Source organism: Streptomyces sp. NPDC101194, from assembly GCF_044767885.1.
Lineage (GTDB): Bacteria > Actinomycetota > Actinomycetes > Streptomycetales > Streptomycetaceae > Streptomyces.
This window is the reverse complement of sequence record NZ_JBIWOS010000018.1, coordinates 19790-35739: the sequence shown is the minus strand read 5'-3', so window position 1 is coordinate 35739 and position 15950 is coordinate 19790. Positions and strand designations below refer to the sequence as shown.

The following is a 15950-nucleotide window of genomic DNA, read 5'->3' as shown; positions in this document are numbered from 1 at the left end:
CATGTCGCTTCGGGCAGTATCAGGGTGTGAACAGCGCGAAGAAGGACGTTCTGGATGCGGTCGGGCCCCGTCTGCGGGAGCTGCGGCGTCGGCGTGGGATCACGCTGGCTGAGCTCGGCCAGCGGACCGGAATCAGTGAGAGCACGCTGTCTCGTCTGGAGAGCGGCAGTCGCAAGCCGACTTTGGAGCTGCTGCTTCCCCTCGCCGAGGTGTACGCGGTGCCGCTCGACCACCTCGTAGGCGCGCCCCGTACGGGGGACCCACGCATTCACCTGCGCCCGGTGACCCGGGGCGGCATGACGTTGGTGCCGCTCAGCAATCCTGGCGGCGCCCAAGCCTACAAGCTTCTCATTTCACCCGCGTCCAACGGCGAGCCGGAGCTGCAGACGCATGAGGGTTTTGAGTGGATCTATGTGCTCGCGGGACGGCTCAGGCTGCTGCTGGGCGAGCAGAGCCTGAGCCTCAATCCGGGCGAGGCCGCGGAGTTCGACACGCATGTGCCGCACTGGATCGGGGCCGATGGCGATCAGGCGGTCGAACTTCTCATCCTGCTGGGACGCCAGGGAGAGCGGGCCCACCTCCGGGTCCGCGCCACCTGACCCGGTTGCAGTGAGAGGCGCGGTGCTCACTTCCCGCTGGGGAGGGGGCCCAGCCCGTGCACGCGGCTGCCCTGCACCCGCCGCGACACTTCAGCCTCCATCTCCGCGCTGAACGCACCACTGCCGCCCTTCGCCGTGAGGGCGGCGGCTTCCGCATCGGCCTTCAGCAGGTCCATGTGGATCGCGGCAGCCGCGGTGGTTCCGGCTGCCGCGGCGGCCGGAACCCCGGCCAGCACATCGCTGACGTTCCCCGCTGCCCACACGCCCCGCACTCCGGTAAACCCGGACGCGTCCACCCGGAGCTGTTCCCCCAGGCCCATGGGGTGCTCCTGCATCGTCACGCCCAACTCGGCCAGGAAACCGGCGCGCGCGAGGAACCGGGGGGCGACCACCAGTTCCTGGACCGGCACCACCTTTCCCGACGCCAGCCGCACGCCCGTCAGCTGGTCCTGATCGTCGACCTCGAGCCCGGTGGCCTCACCGTCGACCACGCCGACACCGAGAGCCGCCAGCTGCTCCCACTGTTCCTCGGTCAGCTCTGTTCCAGTGTGCAGGAACAGGGTGACGTCCTTGGACATCTGACGGAACAGCAGTGCCTGGTGGAAGTTGCCGAGCACCCCGATGACCTTGTCCCGGACTTCCCAGCCATGGCAGTACACGCAGTGCAGCACGTCCCGCCCCCACCGTTCGGCCAGCCCCGGCACGTCCGGCAGCGCATCGACCAAACCCGTGGTCACCAGCACTCTGCGCGTCCGTAGGCGCTGCCCGTCCTCGGTGACCACCCGGAAGCCCGCGCCGTCCGGGGAGATCTGCGCGACCCGCCCCGTAACGACACGGCCGCCGTATGAAGCGACCTCCTCGCGCCCGAGCCGCAGCAGCTCCAGGGGGGAGATGCCCTCGCGGCCGAGCACACCGTGGGCGCCGGAAGCCGGAGCATTGCGGGGCTCGCCCTTGTCGATTACCAGAACCGACCGGCGCACCCGGGCCAGACTCAAAGCCCCGGACAGGCCGGCGGTCCCGCCCCCGACCACCACGACGTCCCAGGTCTGTTCACCGTCTCGTATCAACTCGAACTCGCTCATGCCATCAGCGTGCGGCGGCGCCACGGGCGCCGCAAAGGTTCTTGCTGTCCTGGCAAGAGCGCCCCGGCATCCCGGCGCCGACGTGTCCCGATCGGCCGACGGCTATCGGACCACACCGACCATCTTGCCAGTTCAGCAAGAGGATTCGTTGCCTGCCGACACGTGTGTGCAGGCTGCGTCCAGTCGGTTCTGGCCCATGACCGAAAGCCGGTGTCTCCAGGGCTCGGTCGTGTTCCCGCATTCATTGGGAATTCCTCCGGACCGGAGCGGCATGTCGGTAGTCGAAATACTTGAGGGAGCAGCAGATGGAAAATCGCCACGTCGTGATCATTCCGATCGAGATCGACGAGGAGAAGGAGGCATCGTATCTCGACGCATGGCAGGATGCCGCGGAGGTGATGGCGGCCCAGCCCGGCTTCCTTCGGACGTATATGTTCCGCACGATCGTTCCAGGGAGTAAATTCTCTCTCGTTAACGTGGCGGAATGGGAGTCGACCGGTCACTGGGAAGAGGCGATGAATGTCTGCCCGATGATGGGACAGCAGATAGCCGTCGTCCATGCCTCGAACTACGAGGCGATCCGGACGGTCCTGCCCGCGCAGGGACTGGGCTCCAGCGATGCTCGCATGCCCGCTGAGCTGTCTCCGCTCGAGGCGCGTCGCCGTGCCGAGGACGGGGAACTCACGCTGGTCGATGTCCGTGAAGACGATGAATGGGCAGCGGGTCACCCGGCCGGTGCCGTCCACGCCGCGCTCGGCACAATGCCGGCGTCGCTGTCGGATCTGCCTGACGGCCCACTGGCCTTCGTCTGCCGCACGGGCAACCGCAGCGCGCAGGGCGGCGTGCAGGCGATCCGCGCAGGCCGGCCCTCCGTCTACAGCGTGGCAGGCGGCCTTGAGGCGTGGGAGGCGTCGGGGCTGCCCGTCGTCCTGCCCGGCCGATAGGGCGCGGTCAACAATGCCGATCGCACCGCGACTGTGGTGCGTGAGGGCTAACGAAAGCAGAACCTGCAAATAACCGTCGCGGCATGAGGCCGGCCGGGTACGCCGTCCGCTCGCAGTCTTCGGGAAATTCGCTACTGCCATTCCATGTGGTGATCGTTTGTGCAATGGCCGGCGCGAATTTCCCGGAGCTGCGGCGGCCCTTCAGCAAGACAGAATTACCCGGGTATGTCATCCCGTAGAGGAGTAACACCATGTTTTTTATCGACACCCTGGAGTTCGAGGGGCTGGGCAACCATAGTTACCTGGCTGGGGGCCACAGAGCGGCGGTCGTAGTCGATCCGCCGCGGGACGTCGACCAGGTCATCGCCCTCGCCGCGCGGCGAGGAGTGCGCATCGCCTACGTGGCGGAGACGCACGTGCACAACGACTACGTCACCGGCGGGCTGGAGCTGGCCCGCCTCACCGGCGCCCGCTACCTGGTCCCGGCCGGCGCCCAGGTCTCCTTCTCCCGCACTCCTGTCGCGGACGGGGACATGTCCGAAGTGGACGAGGACCTGGTGCTGCGAGCGATAGCCACCCCGGGCCACACCCCGCACCACACCTCCTACGTCCTGGAGGAGCAGGGACGCGCCGTGGCTGCTTTCACGGGCGGCTCGCTGCTGATCGGCTCCGTGGGACGTCCGGACCTGGTGGACCCGCGACTGACCGAGCAACTTGCCCGTGCGCAACACGCCTCCGTCCAACGGCTGGCGGCGACACTCGACGACGAGGTGCCGGTGCTGCCCACGCACGGGTTCGGCAGCTTCTGCTCCTCCTCCCAGGCCGAGGGCGATGCGAGCACCATCGGCCAGGAACGCGCCGGCAACGACGCTTTCACCCTGGATGTGGACGCCTTCGTCAAGCAGGTCCTGGCCGGGCTGGAGAACGTGCCCGCCTACTACACGCACATGGGCCCGGCCAACGCCGCCGGCCCCGCGCCCGTCGACCTGACCCCGCCCGAGCCCGCCGACGCCGCACAGATCGCCGAACGGCTGGCGGCGGGTGAGTGGGTGGTGGACCTGCGCAACCGGGTCGCCTTCGCCGACGGCCATGTGGCCGGATCGTTCAACTTCGAGGGCACCGGCAAGCTGGCCACCTATCTGGCCTGGCTGATCCCATGGGGCAAGCCGGTCACCCTGCTCGGCGACACCCCGGAGCAGATTGCCGACGCGCAGCGGGAGTTGACCCGGGTCGGCATCGACCGCCCGGCTGCCGCCGCCACCGGGGATCCCGCCACCTGGGTCCGCCAGGGGGAACAGCTCGCATCCTTCCCCCGCGTCGGCTTCGCCGACCTCGCCTATGCACTCGATCGTGGCGAGGACGTGGTGGTGCTGGATGTGCGCCGGGAGTCCGAGCGTGCGAACGGCTTCATCGAGGGCTCCGTGCACATTCCGATCCACGAGCTGCACGGCCGGACCGGTGAGGTGCCGGAAGGCACGGTGTGGGTGCACTGCGCCGGCGGGATGCGCGCGGCGATCGCCGCTTCCCTCCTGGACTCGACCGGACGAAAGGTCATCGCCGTCGATGACGGCTTCGAGACCGCCGCCGACACGGGCCTGAGAATCACCCGGCCCTGAATCCCTTGCTCCACCTGCACAGAAGGCACACGATGTTCTTCACATGCCACGGTCCTGGCCGTCTCGGCCCCGAACAGGGCCACCCGCGCGTCACCGGAACCGGGCAGCCGGTGGCCGGCGACAGCGGACACAGCGGGCGAATAGCATGACCGCCCTGACCCTGGCCCTGATCGCAGGAGCCGTCGTCGGCCTGGTGCTCGGCGCCCTCGGCGGCGGGGGCAGCGTCCTGGCGGTGCCCGCGCTGATCTACCTGCTCGGCTTCACCCCAGCCGCTGCCACCACCGCCAGCCTGATCATCGTCACCGCCACATCTCTGACCGCCCTGTACGCGCACGCCTGTGCCGGACACGTGCGGTGGAAGCCCGGAGCAGCGTTCGCAGCCGCCGGGATTCTCCCGGCGGCTGCCGCCGGAGCCGCCGCCGCCCACGTCCCCCAAACCGTCCTCACCGTCGCCTTCGCCGCCATAGCCGCCCTCTCCGCCATCAAAATGCTCCAGCCCGCTGCCACCGCCCGCCCCAAAGACGGCGGTGTACGGCCGGGCAAGGCAGCCGGGGCCGGCGCCGCACTGGGCACACTGACCGGACTACTCGGCGTGGGCGGCGGCTTTCTCGCCGTCCCCGCCCTGGTCACCGTCCTGTCCTTCGAGATGGACGTCGCCATCGGCACCAGCCTGCTGGTCATCACGGTCAACTCACTGTCCTCCCTGGCCACTCGCTCCGGCACCGCCGCCTCGCTCGACTGGGCGCTGATCGGCCCGTTCATCGCAACCGCGATCCTGGGCACCGGGTACGGCAAGCGCATAGCCGCGAAGGTCTCCGCGACCCACCTGCAGCGCATCTTCGCAATGGTCCTGCTGGCCGTGGCCGCCTTCATGCTCGCCGACGCCCTGACGTGACGGCGGCTCGGCCTGCGACACCTTCGACGGTCCGCATGCGCCCGGTATCCCCGGCCGCCGACCCGCCCTCCTCTCCGGTTGGCCTCCTACGTGACGAGCTTCTCGGCACCGGGATCTCGCCGCCACAGGCCGTTCGGACCGCGGTAGTGTGCGGCCGAAATGCCGTCAAAGGGGCAATGAGTTGATCTTGAAACCCTGGGAGCCCTTCTGCCTGGGCTCGTGAGGCTATTTGCTGTGGCCGTGTCCCGGATCGTCTGGGTGCCAAGGTGCGTCGGACCGCGTGCGAAGGGCGCCGGCGGTGAGCTGTAGCGCGTACACCGACTGTTCGGTTCCGGGGGTAGGTGTGGCCGGCCATGTGGCACCAGGCGGGCAGGTCGAGCGGGGCGGCCGGGTCGTGGCGATGACGTGGACGACGGCGCCCGGCTCGGCGTTGTGGATCTGTTTGCGCAGACGGCGCAGGAGGCCGATGCTGCGCAGGCCGGTGCCGTCGACGGTGATGTCCGCCGTCGGCACGGATGCCGCGGTCATCGGGACAGGGCCTGGGTGACGCGCCACAGCCGGTGGGGCACGAGATCCTCGCCCGGCTCGTAGCACACGGCCTGGAGGTCGGGGACTGACTCAGTGACGCGTGACCTACTGCTGCCCCGGAAGCGGCTGCCAACCCGTACGCGGGGCCCTGCAATCCGAGGGCGCGCGTACGGGTTCCTGTCGTTTGGCACCCAGGATTCCTGGAACCTGCGTGCCTTCGCCTGCGTACCAAGGAAGAGTCCCCGACCTGACCCACGGGTCCTCGAACCGGACCGTCGGGTCGTGGCAGGAACTGACGGTGGCTTCCGCTCAACCGACGGCGCGGGGGTTCACAAGGCTGTCAGTTTTTCACCATGGTGTGTCGCGGCTGACCGTCGCCGCCTACGAGGACTACCAGCGCGGGATCCTGCCCAGCGGCCAAGGCGCCCGCGACCTCATCGTCGCCTTCAAGACCGTCGACCAGATCCTGGAACGGCACGACGCCGGGCCGGTCACCGTCATCGACGACCGGCGCGTCGAGCATGTCCTCAAGGCGAAGGCGAAGACTCTACACATCGGCATCGGTAACTACTGCTGGTTCTCCGATCCGGGGAAGGCGTTGCCTGAAACTCGCCGGCACCCCGGACGCCGACGAACCCCTCATGGGGATGTGTGACTCGGCGCGCTGCCCGCAGGCCACCCACCACTCCCAACACCGGCAGATCTGGGCCAATCACGCCGAGAACACCCAGGCCGTCTTCCTGGGCAACCCCAGACTCTCCAGGCCCGAACGGGCCCGAGCCCAGGCCGCGTTCGACCGTGCCACTCGCGTCGTCGCCGGGATCGACGCTGCCAACCACCCTGACGAGGAGCCATGCTCATGACGCACAACCAACAAGCAGAACCCGAAGCCAGGATCCGGAACGCGATGCGACAACTCCTTGCTGGCCCCGTTCCCGATGGGCTGAAGTGTGATGTCAAGACTCTGTGCACCCTCGCGGGAGTACCGCGGGCCACGTTCTACCGCACCTACCCACACCTCAAAGCCGAGTTCGACCGTCAGCGGCACGCCGCCCAGGAAGCCGGCGCGCCCGCCGGGCGCTGGTGGGGCCGAGGGGGCCTCGTGGCTGTGCGGAACCAGATCGTTCGTTTCAGGCACGAGGCCCTCGCCGTGCCGGGCCGCTTCAGATCGCCGACCTCGGCGGCCGGGTGCGGTTACTGGTGCGTGGCCAGGAACGGCAGGAGGACGTCGGCCATCTCGTCGGGTACTTCCTCTGCGAGGTCGTGGCCGGCGTCGAAGGTGTGTCCGGTGACGTCGTGGGCCATGAGCCGCATCTGGGACTCGTTGCGGTCGCCGATGAACGCGGATCCGCCGAGGGCCAGGACCGGGATGTCCAGTTTCTTCTGTGCGGTCTGCCGGTTCTGTTCGGCGTCGACGAGCATGGCCCGGTAGATGGAGAGCATCGCGCGGATTCCGCCGGGCATGGAGTAGCAGCGCACGTATTCGTCGACCGTGTCGGGGGTGGCGCTGTCGGGCCGGCTGCGCTCGTACTTGATCATGTAGGTGATCAGCTCGCGCTCGCGTCCGGCGATCAGCATCTCGGGTATGTCCGGCTGGAAGTAGAAGCCCAGGTGCCACAGGTGCATGCCGCTGGAGATGTTCTCGGGGGTGAGTGCGGTGTGGTCCTCGAAGCCGAATCCGGGGAACAGGGCCTCGGCGAACACGAGAGCGGTGACGTGGTCGCGGTGGCGGGCGGCCAGTTGGTAGCCGATCACCGCTCCCCAGTCCTCGCCCGCCACGGCGTATGTCTGGTGTCCGAGGTGGGTCATCAGCTCGGCGATGTCGTCGCTCATGGTCGCGGAGTCGTAGCCGTCCGACGGGCGGGCGGAGTCGCCGAGCCCGCGAAGGTCCGGCACGACGACGGTGTAGCGGGGCGTCAGCTTGGGAACGAGGTGGCGCCAGTGGTAGCTGGTCTTGGGTACGCCGTGTAGGAGCACCACCGCGGGGCCGGACCCGGCTGTGCGGTAGTGCAGACTCGTTCCGTTCACGGCGGCTCGGCCCGTGCGGACGGGCGTTCCTTCATGGTCGAACATCATGTTTTTCAACCTTCTTGGTGTGCGTCGCGATGTGGGTGTCAGTGGGCTTGCGCGGGGTCGACGAGGGTCACCAGGCGGCTCGGTCCGATGCCGTCCGCGGTTGTCCGGGCAGCGGAACGGCCGGCGGGGCGCAGGGTGACGTTCTCTGGGTAGAGCCGGCCGAGCAGGGCCAGTACGACGAGGTCGTCCTGACCGGTGGCGTCCAGGGTGACGTCGCCGCTCTGCGTCCACACCAGTCCCGGCGCGCGCAGCGCGGACCAGGCGTCGGCGGTGCCGGATGCTTCGCCTGCGGCGGGGTCCTCACGCTGGGTGAAGCGGTGGCCGCGCAGGGCTTGGCCGAGGTCGACGTGGGCGGTGGTGCCGTCGTGGGTGACCTCGATGCGGGCGGTGCGGGTCCCGTCGGCGACCGGCGCGGTGACGGTACGGGCGGTGAGCGGGCCGGATGCGGTGGTTGCGGGCGGCAGGTCCTCGACGAGGGTGCGGGGTGCGGCGTAGTAGTCCTGTACCTCGGGGACATACGTGGCGGCTTCACCGACGGCCGGGTCGGGGCGCCAGGTCAGCAGGTGCCGGGGTGTGGTCAGGGGTGGCTGGTCGAGGACGGCGGGCAGGGCGGTGCCGCCACCCGCCTCGAAGCCGTAGCCGGCCGGGCCGGAGGTGCCGGTGACGACGTTGCGGGCGAAGGCCACGATGCTGGTGTGCCGGATCTGCCGCACCAGGAGTTCGGTGAGGAACGCGTCGCGGGCCGGTTCGGTGTGCCGCAGTCCGGTCGGGGTGATCAAAAGCGGGACACCCTGCCAGTTGGTGAAGGGCAGCAGGGCGTCGCGCAGCAGGACCATCTGGTGGAGCCACTCGTTGTAGAGCTGCATCGTGACCGGTCCACCGCGACGTCCGCGGAGCAGATCGGCTGCGGGAGGGGTGAGCAGGTGGCCGTAGCAGTGGCTGCGGACGACCAGCGGGCCAGCGGGCAGCGGTACCGGATCGGTGAGCAGCCTCTCCAGCGCCTCGGTCGACCAGGAGGCAAGCTCCTGGCCGATCGTCTCGGCCTGCGCGCCCAGTTCGCGCGCTGCCGAGGCACTGTCCGGGCCGAGGGACAGCGGGAGGGAGGTCTCCCGGGTGCCGAGGGCGAGTGCCGCGCGGATCTGGCCCTCCAGCACCTCGCTGTCGGCGCTGGTGAGGGCGTTGTCGTCGATGATGCCCTGGAGCAGCGGCTCGGTGGCGGTGAAGAACTCGCGGGCGGTCAGGGTGGTGCCGGCCGCGGGGAAGGTGTTCCAGCGGCTTCCGCCGAGAGCGGGCGTACCCGGGATGGATGCGCGGGGCATGGGTCCTCCGAAGTCTTCGATTGAAGCGGGGCGGGGTCGCCGGATCCCGTGTCCGAGCGGGCACCGGCGATTTTTCTGGATCGTTTGATACAGATTCCGGACATGAAAAAGTCAGTCGAGGGCGGCCAGCGCGACCTCCACAAGGGGTTCGAGGGCGCGGACGTCCGGCGTGATCTTCGCGGAGACCAGCAGTCCGTTGAGGAAGGTGACGAGGAAAGCGGCGAGGGTGTACGGGTCGTGCCGCTTCGCGATCTCGCCCCGCTCCGCCGCGACCCGCAGCACTTCGGCGAGCGCGTCCCGGCTGGCGTCCTGCATGTCGCGCACGGTGCGCCGGGTCGCTGCATCCTCCGGCAGGCGCTCGCAGGCGGCATTGACCACCAGGCAGCCCCGGCCGTTGTCCTCCACGGCGATCCGGACCCGCTCGACCAGCATCGTGCGGATCGCCGACCGGGCGCCCGCCCCCTCCTCCAGACTGCGCAGGGCGGCCGCCGCGAGGGTGGTGCGGTAGTGCTCCAGCGCCGCCCGGTACAGGCCGTCCTTGTCGCCGAACGCGGCATACAAGGACCCCTGCCCGATCCCCAGGTGCCCGGTCAGGTCGCGCACCGAGGTGGCCTCGTAGCCGCGCGTCCAGAACAGCTCCATCGCGCGGCTCACCGCCGCTTCCGTATCGAACTCCCGGGTCCTTGCCATGACCCCACCGTAACCTATCTGGATCGTCCGCTCAAGAAAAGAGCCTGTGGCCGCCTGGCCATTCGCTGACCTGCAGGCCGGCCTCACGGCTACTCGTCGTCGGCGTCCTCGGCGGTTTCCGGGTCGCGCAGCGGGCGCAGGCCATGCCCGGGGCCGCTGGATTTGATGTTGAACAGGTAGCGGCCCAGGAAGTTGATTTGCCGGTCCTTGAGCGGGGAGAGGCGGGCGACATCCTCGCCCTTGATGTCGTGGCCCTCGGCGCGGAGCTGGGCGACAGTCGCGTCCAGGTAGCGCGTGTTCCACAGCACCACGGCATTGAGGATCAGGCCGAGGGCGGCGAGCTGGTCCTCCTGGCCCTCGCGGTACGCCTGCCGGATCTGGCCCCGGCCGCCGTGGCAGATCGCGCGGGCGAGGCGGTGGCGGGACTCCTGCACGGTCAGCTGCCGGTTCATCAGGCGCCGGTAGGTGTCGTCGACCGGGTCGGCCAGGGCGAGCAGGTGCATGGTCTTGTCGATGCCGCCGTATTCGGCGAACGCGGCACCGAGCGGGGTGGGGTGGCCCTCGCGGCCGAACATCCGCAGCAGGTCGTAGGCCCGGACCTGGTTCGTGATCAGAGGTCCGGCGACCCGGAGCATGTCCGGCCAGTGCGTGGCGATCCGCTTGAGGTTGACCTTGTTGCGGGCGAGGGCCTCCAGGGGCCCGTACCCGGCGGCCGGCGTCTCCCCGTCGTCGGGCAGGTCGGCCCGCCAGAACCGCTGGTCTTCCAGGTCCCGGAAGCGCGGGGCGAAGCGGAAGCCGAGCATCTTGTACAGGCCGAAAGCCATGTCGCTGTAGGAGGCGTTGTCGGTCGCCACCATCTCCGGCTTCACCCCGCCGTCGAGGTTCAGCAGGGTGTCCAGCGTGTAGAGGCTGTCGCGAGGGGTGCCGCGCACGACCATCGCACCGATCCCCGCAACCTGGTCGTTTGCCACGTTCAGCCAGGTCACGCCGCGTTTGTAGCCGTAATACTTGGGCGAGGGACCGGTGTTGATGCTTTTGACGGGGACGACGAAGCGCAGGCCGTCGACGGAGGCGAGCAGCCCGCCGCCCCACATCTGGGCCAGCTCGATGCGGGACTGGGCGGTGATGAGCGCGGCGTTCGCCGCGGCGACATGTTAACTGAACTAAGAACGGTGTTTTCGCAGGTCAGCGGCTTGTCTACCCTTGATCGCCCCCGCGCCCGCGGGCCACTTCAGGTTCACGGTGTGGGTCGCGTTCGGGGGCGTCACCAGGATGCTGGTCGGGGACGCGAGGCTGTTGCCGGTGTTGTCGATGGTGTACGCGAGGTTGAAGACAGCGGCGTCGCCGGGCTTCAGGGTGGTGATGCGCGGCTGGGCGTGGCCGCGCTCGATGGGGTTCGAGGTGTGGTCGGCGTCCTTGAAGTCGACGCCCGCGAAGCCCGGCGCGTTCGCGCTGGCGGGCGGGCTGGTGGGAGTTCTCGGCCCGGTTGTTCAGCCCCTTGTGGGCGCGGTGCTCGACCGAGCTCATCAGCGCGCGGTGGGCGACCGGGCAGCTCTTCAGCTTGTCGGTGACCAGTACCCGGGGCACGCGGCACTGCTTCTTCATCAGCTTGGCCAGGAACCGCTTGGCGGCCTTCGCGTCCCGACGGGACTGGACCAGGACGTCCAGCACGTTCCCGTACTGGTCGACGGCCCGCCTTCCGCAGTTGTCGCAGCCGCACGGCGAAGGCCTCCAAGGGGCCATCGTCGGGGTTGATCGGACGCTCCGCCCGTCCCTGCCTGTTCTCCGTCCCACCCCCTCCGATTCTCTGCGGGCTTGATGACCGGTTGATGACCGGCCGACCAGGGTGGTGCAGGTCATCAAGCGCCGGACCAAGCTTCGATTACCGAGTCGTCGGGCTGCCAATCGGGCGTCGGAGATCGGCCAGTAGGTAGGAAGAACTGTGATCAACATTCGCAAGCGCCTCGCACAGGCAGCCCTGTCCGTAGGAGGGGCGGCCGCCCTCCTTGCTGGAGGGATGGTGACGGCCCCCACCGCATCTGCTGTGGCCAGCGAGTGCCCGCGCTCGTTTCCGCATCCTTCGCCGCCGGCTCTCTGCCTCTTCGACACGAAGGGGTTCGAGGGAAGGATCCTGAAGTTCCGCAACTACGGCTGTCAGAACCTGGGCCCGTCATGGGGATTCGACAACAGGGCGGAGTCGTACATCAACAACACCTACCACCGCGCAGTGCTCTACTACGGGGCCAATTGCACCGGAACTTCGATCACTGCTGGCGCACGATCTGCAAGCAGCGATCTCGGTAGCGCCCGCAACAAGGTCTCATCCATTCGCATCTTTCGCTGATTGATTACCGCTGCCTGTGGCCGGAACAGCGTGGCTGGCCACAGGCAGCTTTACCGCCTGCTCGCGGGAAGTGGACCGAGTACTTGTCGGTCTCCTCGTTCAGGAGCAGGCTCGCGAGAACATCCGCACGCATCGCTTCTCCTTCGCGTCCGTCCGTCTGTGCCCTCAACTGCTCACACCCTGATCGGCACCGTCCCGCAGGAGCGGAAGGGCACCGCACAACGATGCTGCAGGTCAGGATGCTCGGCGGTACCGCTCCACGCCGGGCTGGGTACGAGGAGCACTGTCCCACACGTACGAGAGGTGGGGAGTCCTGCGCTGGAGGAGGTCGTCTGTCGTGTCGTGGTCGTCGGTCTGGTTCTTCCAGCCCTTCCAGGATGTGGTGGATGATCGAGCGGCCCGTCATCTGGTATTCGTCGCGGCAGTTCTCGTGCTGTGCGAGGCCCTACCGAAGGGTGACTGCGAGGCTCGACCCTTCACGTAGCTACTGAACTTCCCCGAATAGCCTTTCGCAGCCCTCACCGCTCCCATCGAATGATGGGTCGCCCACTGACCTGCTCGAATGCCTGCCGTCGTGCCATACGGCACTATCGCGGTAGCCGTAGCCGCCTGGCACCGGACCAGACAGCCCATGTCACCGGCGGCCGGAACCTGAGGGCCCGGCGGCGAAGCGGGGATACCGAACCCACCCGGGCGAGCGCACGCACGTACCCTCGACCGCCGCAACCCCTCACCTCGCATCAGCCGTCGAAGCGGCGTGGGTGTCGCGCCGCGCCGTAACGGCGGGCTGAACCACCGGCCCGCACCCCGCCCGCTCCGAAGCCATGATCCATCTCGCGATGATCAACCTCATGACCCGCCGACTCACCGGCGAAGCCACCCCCACCTGGCACGAAACTTGACCCTCAAAACCGGGGATGAAACGCCCGGTTAAAGAGCGTTTTGTCCTGGTAGGGGTGTTTGGTTGTGTTCTGCGTGGTCGACTTACCTGAAACCGTAGAGGTTGCTGGTCATTGCTGTGGTGTCTGCGGCCGGTGACGACGGCAGAGGGCCCGTTTCGACCCCTTCGCTCCTGTCTGATCCCAACACGCCCCCGGTCACGCCTGTTTGCGCCCTGTGGCAGGACCGCTGGCATCGGTACTACAGAAACATGCCTCGCCGACAGCGACCGTATCCGAGTGACCTTTCCGATGCCCGGTGGGAACTGCTGGAACCAACTCTGACAGCCTGGAGGGCCGAGCGAAGAGGGAAGGGCCTGGACATAGGCCGGCCACCTGAGCACGACCTGCGCCGGATCATGGACGCGATCCTCTACGTCGACCGCACCGGGATTCCCTGGCGCTACCTCCCACACGACTTCGCGCCATGGGAAACCGTCTACGGATACTTCGCCGCCTGGCAGAAAGACAGCGTCTTCGACCAGCTCAACGGTTTCCTGCGACGCCTGGTCCGGAAGGCTGAAGGCCGGGATGCCGAGCCGAGCGCCTGCATCCTCGACGCCCAGAGCATCAAGACCTCAGCCAACGCGCCCGCTGCCGGGCAGGGCATCGACGCGGGCAAGAAGATCGCAGGCCGCAAGCGCCACATCGGCGTCGACACGCTCGGGCTTCTCCTGGCAGTACTGGTCACCGCCGCCAGCGTCTCCGACAACGCTGGCGGCATCCATGTACTCTCGAACATCGCCGCCGGCCACCCCCGCATAACCAAGGCATGGGCCGACACCGGTTACCGCACGAAGGTCATCGACCACGGCGCCCGCCTGGGCATCGATGTCGAAGTCACCCGCCGCGACCCCGCCCAGAAGGGCTTCAAGGCGATTCCGCGGCGCTGGGTCGTCGAGCGAACCTTCGGCTGGCTCATGCACCACCGCCGCCTCGCCCGAGATTACGAGACCCACCCGCATCGCTCCGAAGCCATGATCCACCTCGCAATGATCGACCTGATGAGCCGCAGGCTCACCCGGGAGTCGACTCCGAACTGGAAGGACTCATAGCCCCCTGGCCACACTGACCCGCGCGTCCTCACCTCTCATCGCCTGCGGCCAGCGGTCGTCAATGACACCCGCCACTTCCCGGCAGGCACCACAGGCGTCCTCTCGTTCTGGCAGCCACCAGCGGTCGGACGGCGACATGCCCGTTTCCCCGATCCCGCACAGCGTCCTGTCGAAGATGCCGAAGGCGTGGGAGGCATCAGCAGGAAGGCCATCCGCGACGGCCCTCTCCCAGCGCATCTCCATGGGCAGGTAAGGCGGTCGCGAGATCTCAAACCACTCGCCGCCCACGTGGGTCGGCATGGCACCAGGAACAGGACCAGATCTCCCTTTCCCAAGCCGTCGGCGGCACCGGCCATCGACACATCGACTGTCCACACACGTCACACTCCACAGGCGGATCCTCACACGTCGGCACGGACCGCCCCAAGCGGCTGACATCGCCCCAGTTACCAAACACCCCCGCCAGGACAAAACGCTCTTTTAGGGTTCAGTGGATGGACACATGTCCCGAGTGCATTCCTTGCGCTCGCACGGGTCTTTTGCCTTCATATCGCAGGCGCGCACCGTCGAAACGGTACCCCTTATAAAAATCTGCCGAGGTTTGGATGGTACGCCATATACTGACATCCTTTCGATATTCTTCTTGTGTACGCCCTCGGAATCGATCCATTCAGCCTGCAAGGTGAATGTGCAGTCCTGATCCCTCGAAGTGAATTCGATATTCAGCCCCGCCGGTGAGGAGTTCGCCCCTAGGTCTACTCTATTGCCATGGAAGAACGGCTTCTTGAACTCGCTTTTACTCCCACCGATGCTCATCGGTGGTTTCTTGCCCGGAAGGTCAAATAGCATAGTCTTGTAATCGGCCCCTCCCTGGGGCGGCTGGATAATGACTGCGGTTCCCGTAGTCGGCTTACATGTGAGATCGGTTGCCGTCAGGTTGGTAATGGAGAGCGAAGCCTGGCGGTCACTGAAAAGGTTCATTTGATACCTGGCCACCTGCTGGGTGATTTTTCCGTCCGCAGAATCTTCGACCCATTTCGACTTATGCTTCTTCAGGAGGTCGGAATACCTCCTGTAGCCCTCATCGCTACTCAAATCCAGCGATGAAAGTTCATTCGTCTCCGCTTCCGTAAAGGGGACCTCCAGTACATTGGAACCCGAATCGCCGGGCGAGTCTTTGCGGATCTGAAATGAGAAGTCCTCCTTACGGTCCAGTGAGTCATCCTGCGCGTTAGTGATCGCTTTAACCAGCGGATTAGTGAACAGCTCCCATGTCTGGCTCAAGACAACGGCAGCGATTGACGCGCAGACGGTGACGATCAGCACAAAACGGGACTGGTGGCGTGACATTTCCCGAGTGTCGGGAAGCAGCGTTTGGATGATGCGCCGGGCCATGGGCTGCCTGGTTTCCGGTCCTGTGGACGTATCGGGACCGACGCCCGGCGAGCTTCCTGGCTCGGGTTGGTTCAGTGGCTGGGTGTCGGGGGTGGGGTCGGGCTGGTTCAGTGGCTGGGTGTCGGGGGTGGGGTCGGGCTGGTTCAGTGGCTGGGTGTCGGGGGTGGGGTCGGGCTGGTTCGGTGGCTGGGCGTCAGGTGTCGGCTCAGGCTGATTCGGTAAGCCGTCCGAGCGAGGGTTGTCGGTGCTTGACATCTCTCCAATGCCTCCTTGGCAGAAGGTTGCAATAGTGGCAGACCGGCCGCAGCCGCGAACCGGACTTCGTTCGAGATAACCGGCGCGAGTGACCAGGACGCAGCGCCAGGACGATGACGACGGTCAGCTTCTCGTCGAAGCGGCTGCGGGAATGTGTGCGTCGCCGCAGCCGGATAGTGACGATGACTGCGAGCAACACGGCCACGCTGATGGT

General features: G+C 67.3%; 16 protein-coding genes and 3 pseudogenes. 9 read left to right on the top strand and 10 right to left on the bottom strand.

Annotated features, from left to right (window positions below; translation table 11 throughout):
* Nucleotides 1–26 precede the first annotated feature (26 nt).
* Nucleotides 27–599, top strand: coding sequence for an XRE family transcriptional regulator (locus tag ACIRP2_RS37760; protein ID WP_404258298.1), 573 nt, complete (start codon nucleotides 27–29; stop codon nucleotides 597–599).
* Between the two features lie 26 nt (nucleotides 600–625).
* Here ACIRP2_RS37760 and ACIRP2_RS37755 read toward each other — a convergent pair whose 3' ends face one another.
* Nucleotides 626–1681 carry an NAD(P)/FAD-dependent oxidoreductase gene (locus ACIRP2_RS37755; protein WP_404258297.1) on the bottom strand — a complete coding sequence of 352 codons (1056 nt, stop codon included), beginning with the start codon at nucleotides 1679–1681 and terminating at the stop codon, nucleotides 626–628.
* Nucleotides 1682–1986: 305 nt separating this feature from the next.
* Here ACIRP2_RS37755 and ACIRP2_RS37750 point away from each other — a divergent pair, with 305 nt between their 5' ends.
* The 3 genes from ACIRP2_RS37750 to ACIRP2_RS37740 all read left to right on the top strand — a co-directional run bounded on the left by ACIRP2_RS37750 (nucleotide 1987) and on the right by ACIRP2_RS37740 (nucleotide 5136).
* Nucleotides 1987–2625, top strand: a complete 639-nt coding sequence (locus ACIRP2_RS37750) for a rhodanese-like domain-containing protein (RefSeq protein WP_404258296.1) — start codon at nucleotides 1987–1989, stop codon at nucleotides 2623–2625.
* A 251-nt stretch (nucleotides 2626–2876) separates the two neighbouring features.
* Nucleotides 2877–4241, top strand: coding sequence for a rhodanese-like domain-containing protein (locus tag ACIRP2_RS37745; RefSeq protein ID WP_404258295.1), 1365 nt, complete (start codon nucleotides 2877–2879; stop codon nucleotides 4239–4241).
* A gap of 145 nt (nucleotides 4242–4386) precedes the next feature.
* Complete coding sequence (locus ACIRP2_RS37740) at nucleotides 4387–5136, top strand: sulfite exporter TauE/SafE family protein (RefSeq protein WP_404258294.1); 750 nt, start codon at nucleotides 4387–4389, stop codon at nucleotides 5134–5136.
* A 225-nt stretch (nucleotides 5137–5361) separates the two neighbouring features.
* Here ACIRP2_RS37740 and ACIRP2_RS37735 read toward each other — a convergent pair whose 3' ends face one another.
* Complete coding sequence (locus ACIRP2_RS37735) at nucleotides 5362–5664, bottom strand: sulfurtransferase TusA family protein (RefSeq protein WP_404258293.1); 303 nt, start codon at nucleotides 5662–5664, stop codon at nucleotides 5362–5364.
* Between the two features lie 358 nt (nucleotides 5665–6022).
* Here ACIRP2_RS37735 and ACIRP2_RS37730 point away from each other — a divergent pair, with 358 nt between their 5' ends.
* Nucleotides 6023–6319, top strand: a complete 297-nt coding sequence (locus tag ACIRP2_RS37730; protein WP_404258292.1) for a hypothetical protein — start codon at nucleotides 6023–6025, stop codon at nucleotides 6317–6319.
* The gene (locus tag ACIRP2_RS37725) at nucleotides 6306–6527 is read left to right on the top strand and encodes a hypothetical protein (protein WP_404258291.1); all 222 of its coding nucleotides are present in this window, start codon (nucleotides 6306–6308) and stop codon (nucleotides 6525–6527) included. Before ACIRP2_RS37730 ends, ACIRP2_RS37725 begins: the two co-directional genes overlap by 14 nt.
* 331 nt (nucleotides 6528–6858) lie before the next feature.
* Here ACIRP2_RS37725 and ACIRP2_RS37720 read toward each other — a convergent pair whose 3' ends face one another.
* The 6 genes and pseudogenes from ACIRP2_RS37720 to ACIRP2_RS37695 form a co-directional block, all read right to left on the bottom strand.
* Nucleotides 6859–7740, bottom strand: a complete 882-nt coding sequence (locus ACIRP2_RS37720; protein ID WP_404258290.1) for an alpha/beta fold hydrolase — start codon at nucleotides 7738–7740, stop codon at nucleotides 6859–6861.
* Between the two features lie 38 nt (nucleotides 7741–7778).
* A complete protein-coding gene (locus ACIRP2_RS37715) occupies nucleotides 7779–9059 on the bottom strand; it encodes a hypothetical protein (protein ID WP_404258289.1) in 1281 nt (426 codons plus the stop codon).
* A 111-nt stretch (nucleotides 9060–9170) separates the two neighbouring features.
* Nucleotides 9171–9749: a TetR/AcrR family transcriptional regulator gene (locus ACIRP2_RS37710; protein WP_404258288.1), complete on the bottom strand. Its 579-nt coding sequence runs from the start codon at nucleotides 9747–9749 to the stop codon at nucleotides 9171–9173.
* Nucleotides 9750–9838: 89 nt separating this feature from the next.
* Nucleotides 9839–10897: pseudogene (locus tag ACIRP2_RS37705) on the bottom strand (transposase); the annotation flags it as partial.
* Nucleotides 10898–10912: 15 nt separating this feature from the next.
* Complete coding sequence (locus ACIRP2_RS37700; RefSeq protein ID WP_404258351.1) at nucleotides 10913–11140, bottom strand: DUF4232 domain-containing protein; 228 nt, start codon at nucleotides 11138–11140, stop codon at nucleotides 10913–10915.
* Between the two features lie 52 nt (nucleotides 11141–11192).
* Nucleotides 11193–11444, bottom strand: a pseudogene (locus ACIRP2_RS37695) (DDE-type integrase/transposase/recombinase); the annotation flags it as partial.
* 247 nt (nucleotides 11445–11691) lie between these two features.
* Here ACIRP2_RS37695 and ACIRP2_RS37690 point away from each other — a divergent pair.
* The 3 genes and pseudogenes from ACIRP2_RS37690 to ACIRP2_RS37680 all read left to right on the top strand — a co-directional run bounded on the left by ACIRP2_RS37690 (nucleotide 11692) and on the right by ACIRP2_RS37680 (nucleotide 14086).
* The gene (locus tag ACIRP2_RS37690) at nucleotides 11692–12093 is read left to right on the top strand and encodes a peptidase inhibitor family I36 protein (protein WP_404258287.1); all 402 of its coding nucleotides are present in this window, start codon (nucleotides 11692–11694) and stop codon (nucleotides 12091–12093) included.
* Between the two features lie 803 nt (nucleotides 12094–12896).
* Nucleotides 12897–12995, top strand: a pseudogene (locus ACIRP2_RS37685) (IS5/IS1182 family transposase); the annotation flags it as partial.
* Between the two features lie 248 nt (nucleotides 12996–13243).
* The gene (locus ACIRP2_RS37680) at nucleotides 13244–14086 is read left to right on the top strand and encodes an IS5 family transposase (RefSeq protein WP_404258286.1); all 843 of its coding nucleotides are present in this window, start codon (nucleotides 13244–13246) and stop codon (nucleotides 14084–14086) included.
* Here ACIRP2_RS37680 and ACIRP2_RS37675 read toward each other — a convergent pair.
* Both ACIRP2_RS37675 and ACIRP2_RS37670 read right to left on the bottom strand, forming a co-directional pair.
* On the bottom strand, nucleotides 14081–14386 hold the full coding sequence (locus ACIRP2_RS37675) for a hypothetical protein (protein WP_404258285.1): 306 nt from the start codon (nucleotides 14384–14386) through the stop codon (nucleotides 14081–14083). The genes ACIRP2_RS37680 and ACIRP2_RS37675 overlap by 6 nt on opposite strands.
* A 180-nt stretch (nucleotides 14387–14566) precedes the next feature.
* Nucleotides 14567–15736, bottom strand: coding sequence for a hypothetical protein (locus ACIRP2_RS37670; protein WP_404258284.1), 1170 nt, complete (start codon nucleotides 15734–15736; stop codon nucleotides 14567–14569).
* Nucleotides 15737–15950 lie beyond the last annotated feature (214 nt).

What these genes read in the sequence shown, in the direction of transcription:
- ACIRP2_RS37755 (WP_404258297.1), bottom strand. Translation starts at nt 1,681, where the DNA reads ATGAGCGAGTTCGAGTTGATACGAGACGGTGAACAGACCTGGGACGTC.
- ACIRP2_RS37750 (WP_404258296.1), top strand. Translation starts at nt 1,987, where the DNA reads ATGGAAAATCGCCACGTCGTGATCATTCCGATCGAGATCGACGAGGAG.
- ACIRP2_RS37745 (WP_404258295.1), top strand. Translation starts at nt 2,877, where the DNA reads ATGTTTTTTATCGACACCCTGGAGTTCGAGGGGCTGGGCAACCATAGT.
- ACIRP2_RS37740 (WP_404258294.1), top strand. Translation starts at nt 4,387, where the DNA reads ATGACCGCCCTGACCCTGGCCCTGATCGCAGGAGCCGTCGTCGGCCTG.
- ACIRP2_RS37735 (WP_404258293.1), bottom strand. Translation starts at nt 5,664, where the DNA reads ATGACCGCGGCATCCGTGCCGACGGCGGACATCACCGTCGACGGCACC.
- ACIRP2_RS37725 (WP_404258291.1), top strand. Translation starts at nt 6,306, where the DNA reads ATGGGGATGTGTGACTCGGCGCGCTGCCCGCAGGCCACCCACCACTCC.
- ACIRP2_RS37720 (WP_404258290.1), bottom strand. Translation starts at nt 7,740, where the DNA reads ATGATGTTCGACCATGAAGGAACGCCCGTCCGCACGGGCCGAGCCGCC.
- ACIRP2_RS37715 (WP_404258289.1), bottom strand. Translation starts at nt 9,059, where the DNA reads ATGCCCCGCGCATCCATCCCGGGTACGCCCGCTCTCGGCGGAAGCCGC.
- ACIRP2_RS37710 (WP_404258288.1), bottom strand. Translation starts at nt 9,749, where the DNA reads ATGGCAAGGACCCGGGAGTTCGATACGGAAGCGGCGGTGAGCCGCGCG.
- ACIRP2_RS37680 (WP_404258286.1), top strand. Translation starts at nt 13,244, where the DNA reads ATGCCTCGCCGACAGCGACCGTATCCGAGTGACCTTTCCGATGCCCGG.
- ACIRP2_RS37675 (WP_404258285.1), bottom strand. Translation starts at nt 14,386, where the DNA reads ATGCCGACCCACGTGGGCGGCGAGTGGTTTGAGATCTCGCGACCGCCT.
- ACIRP2_RS37670 (WP_404258284.1), bottom strand. Translation starts at nt 15,736, where the DNA reads ATGTCAAGCACCGACAACCCTCGCTCGGACGGCTTACCGAATCAGCCT.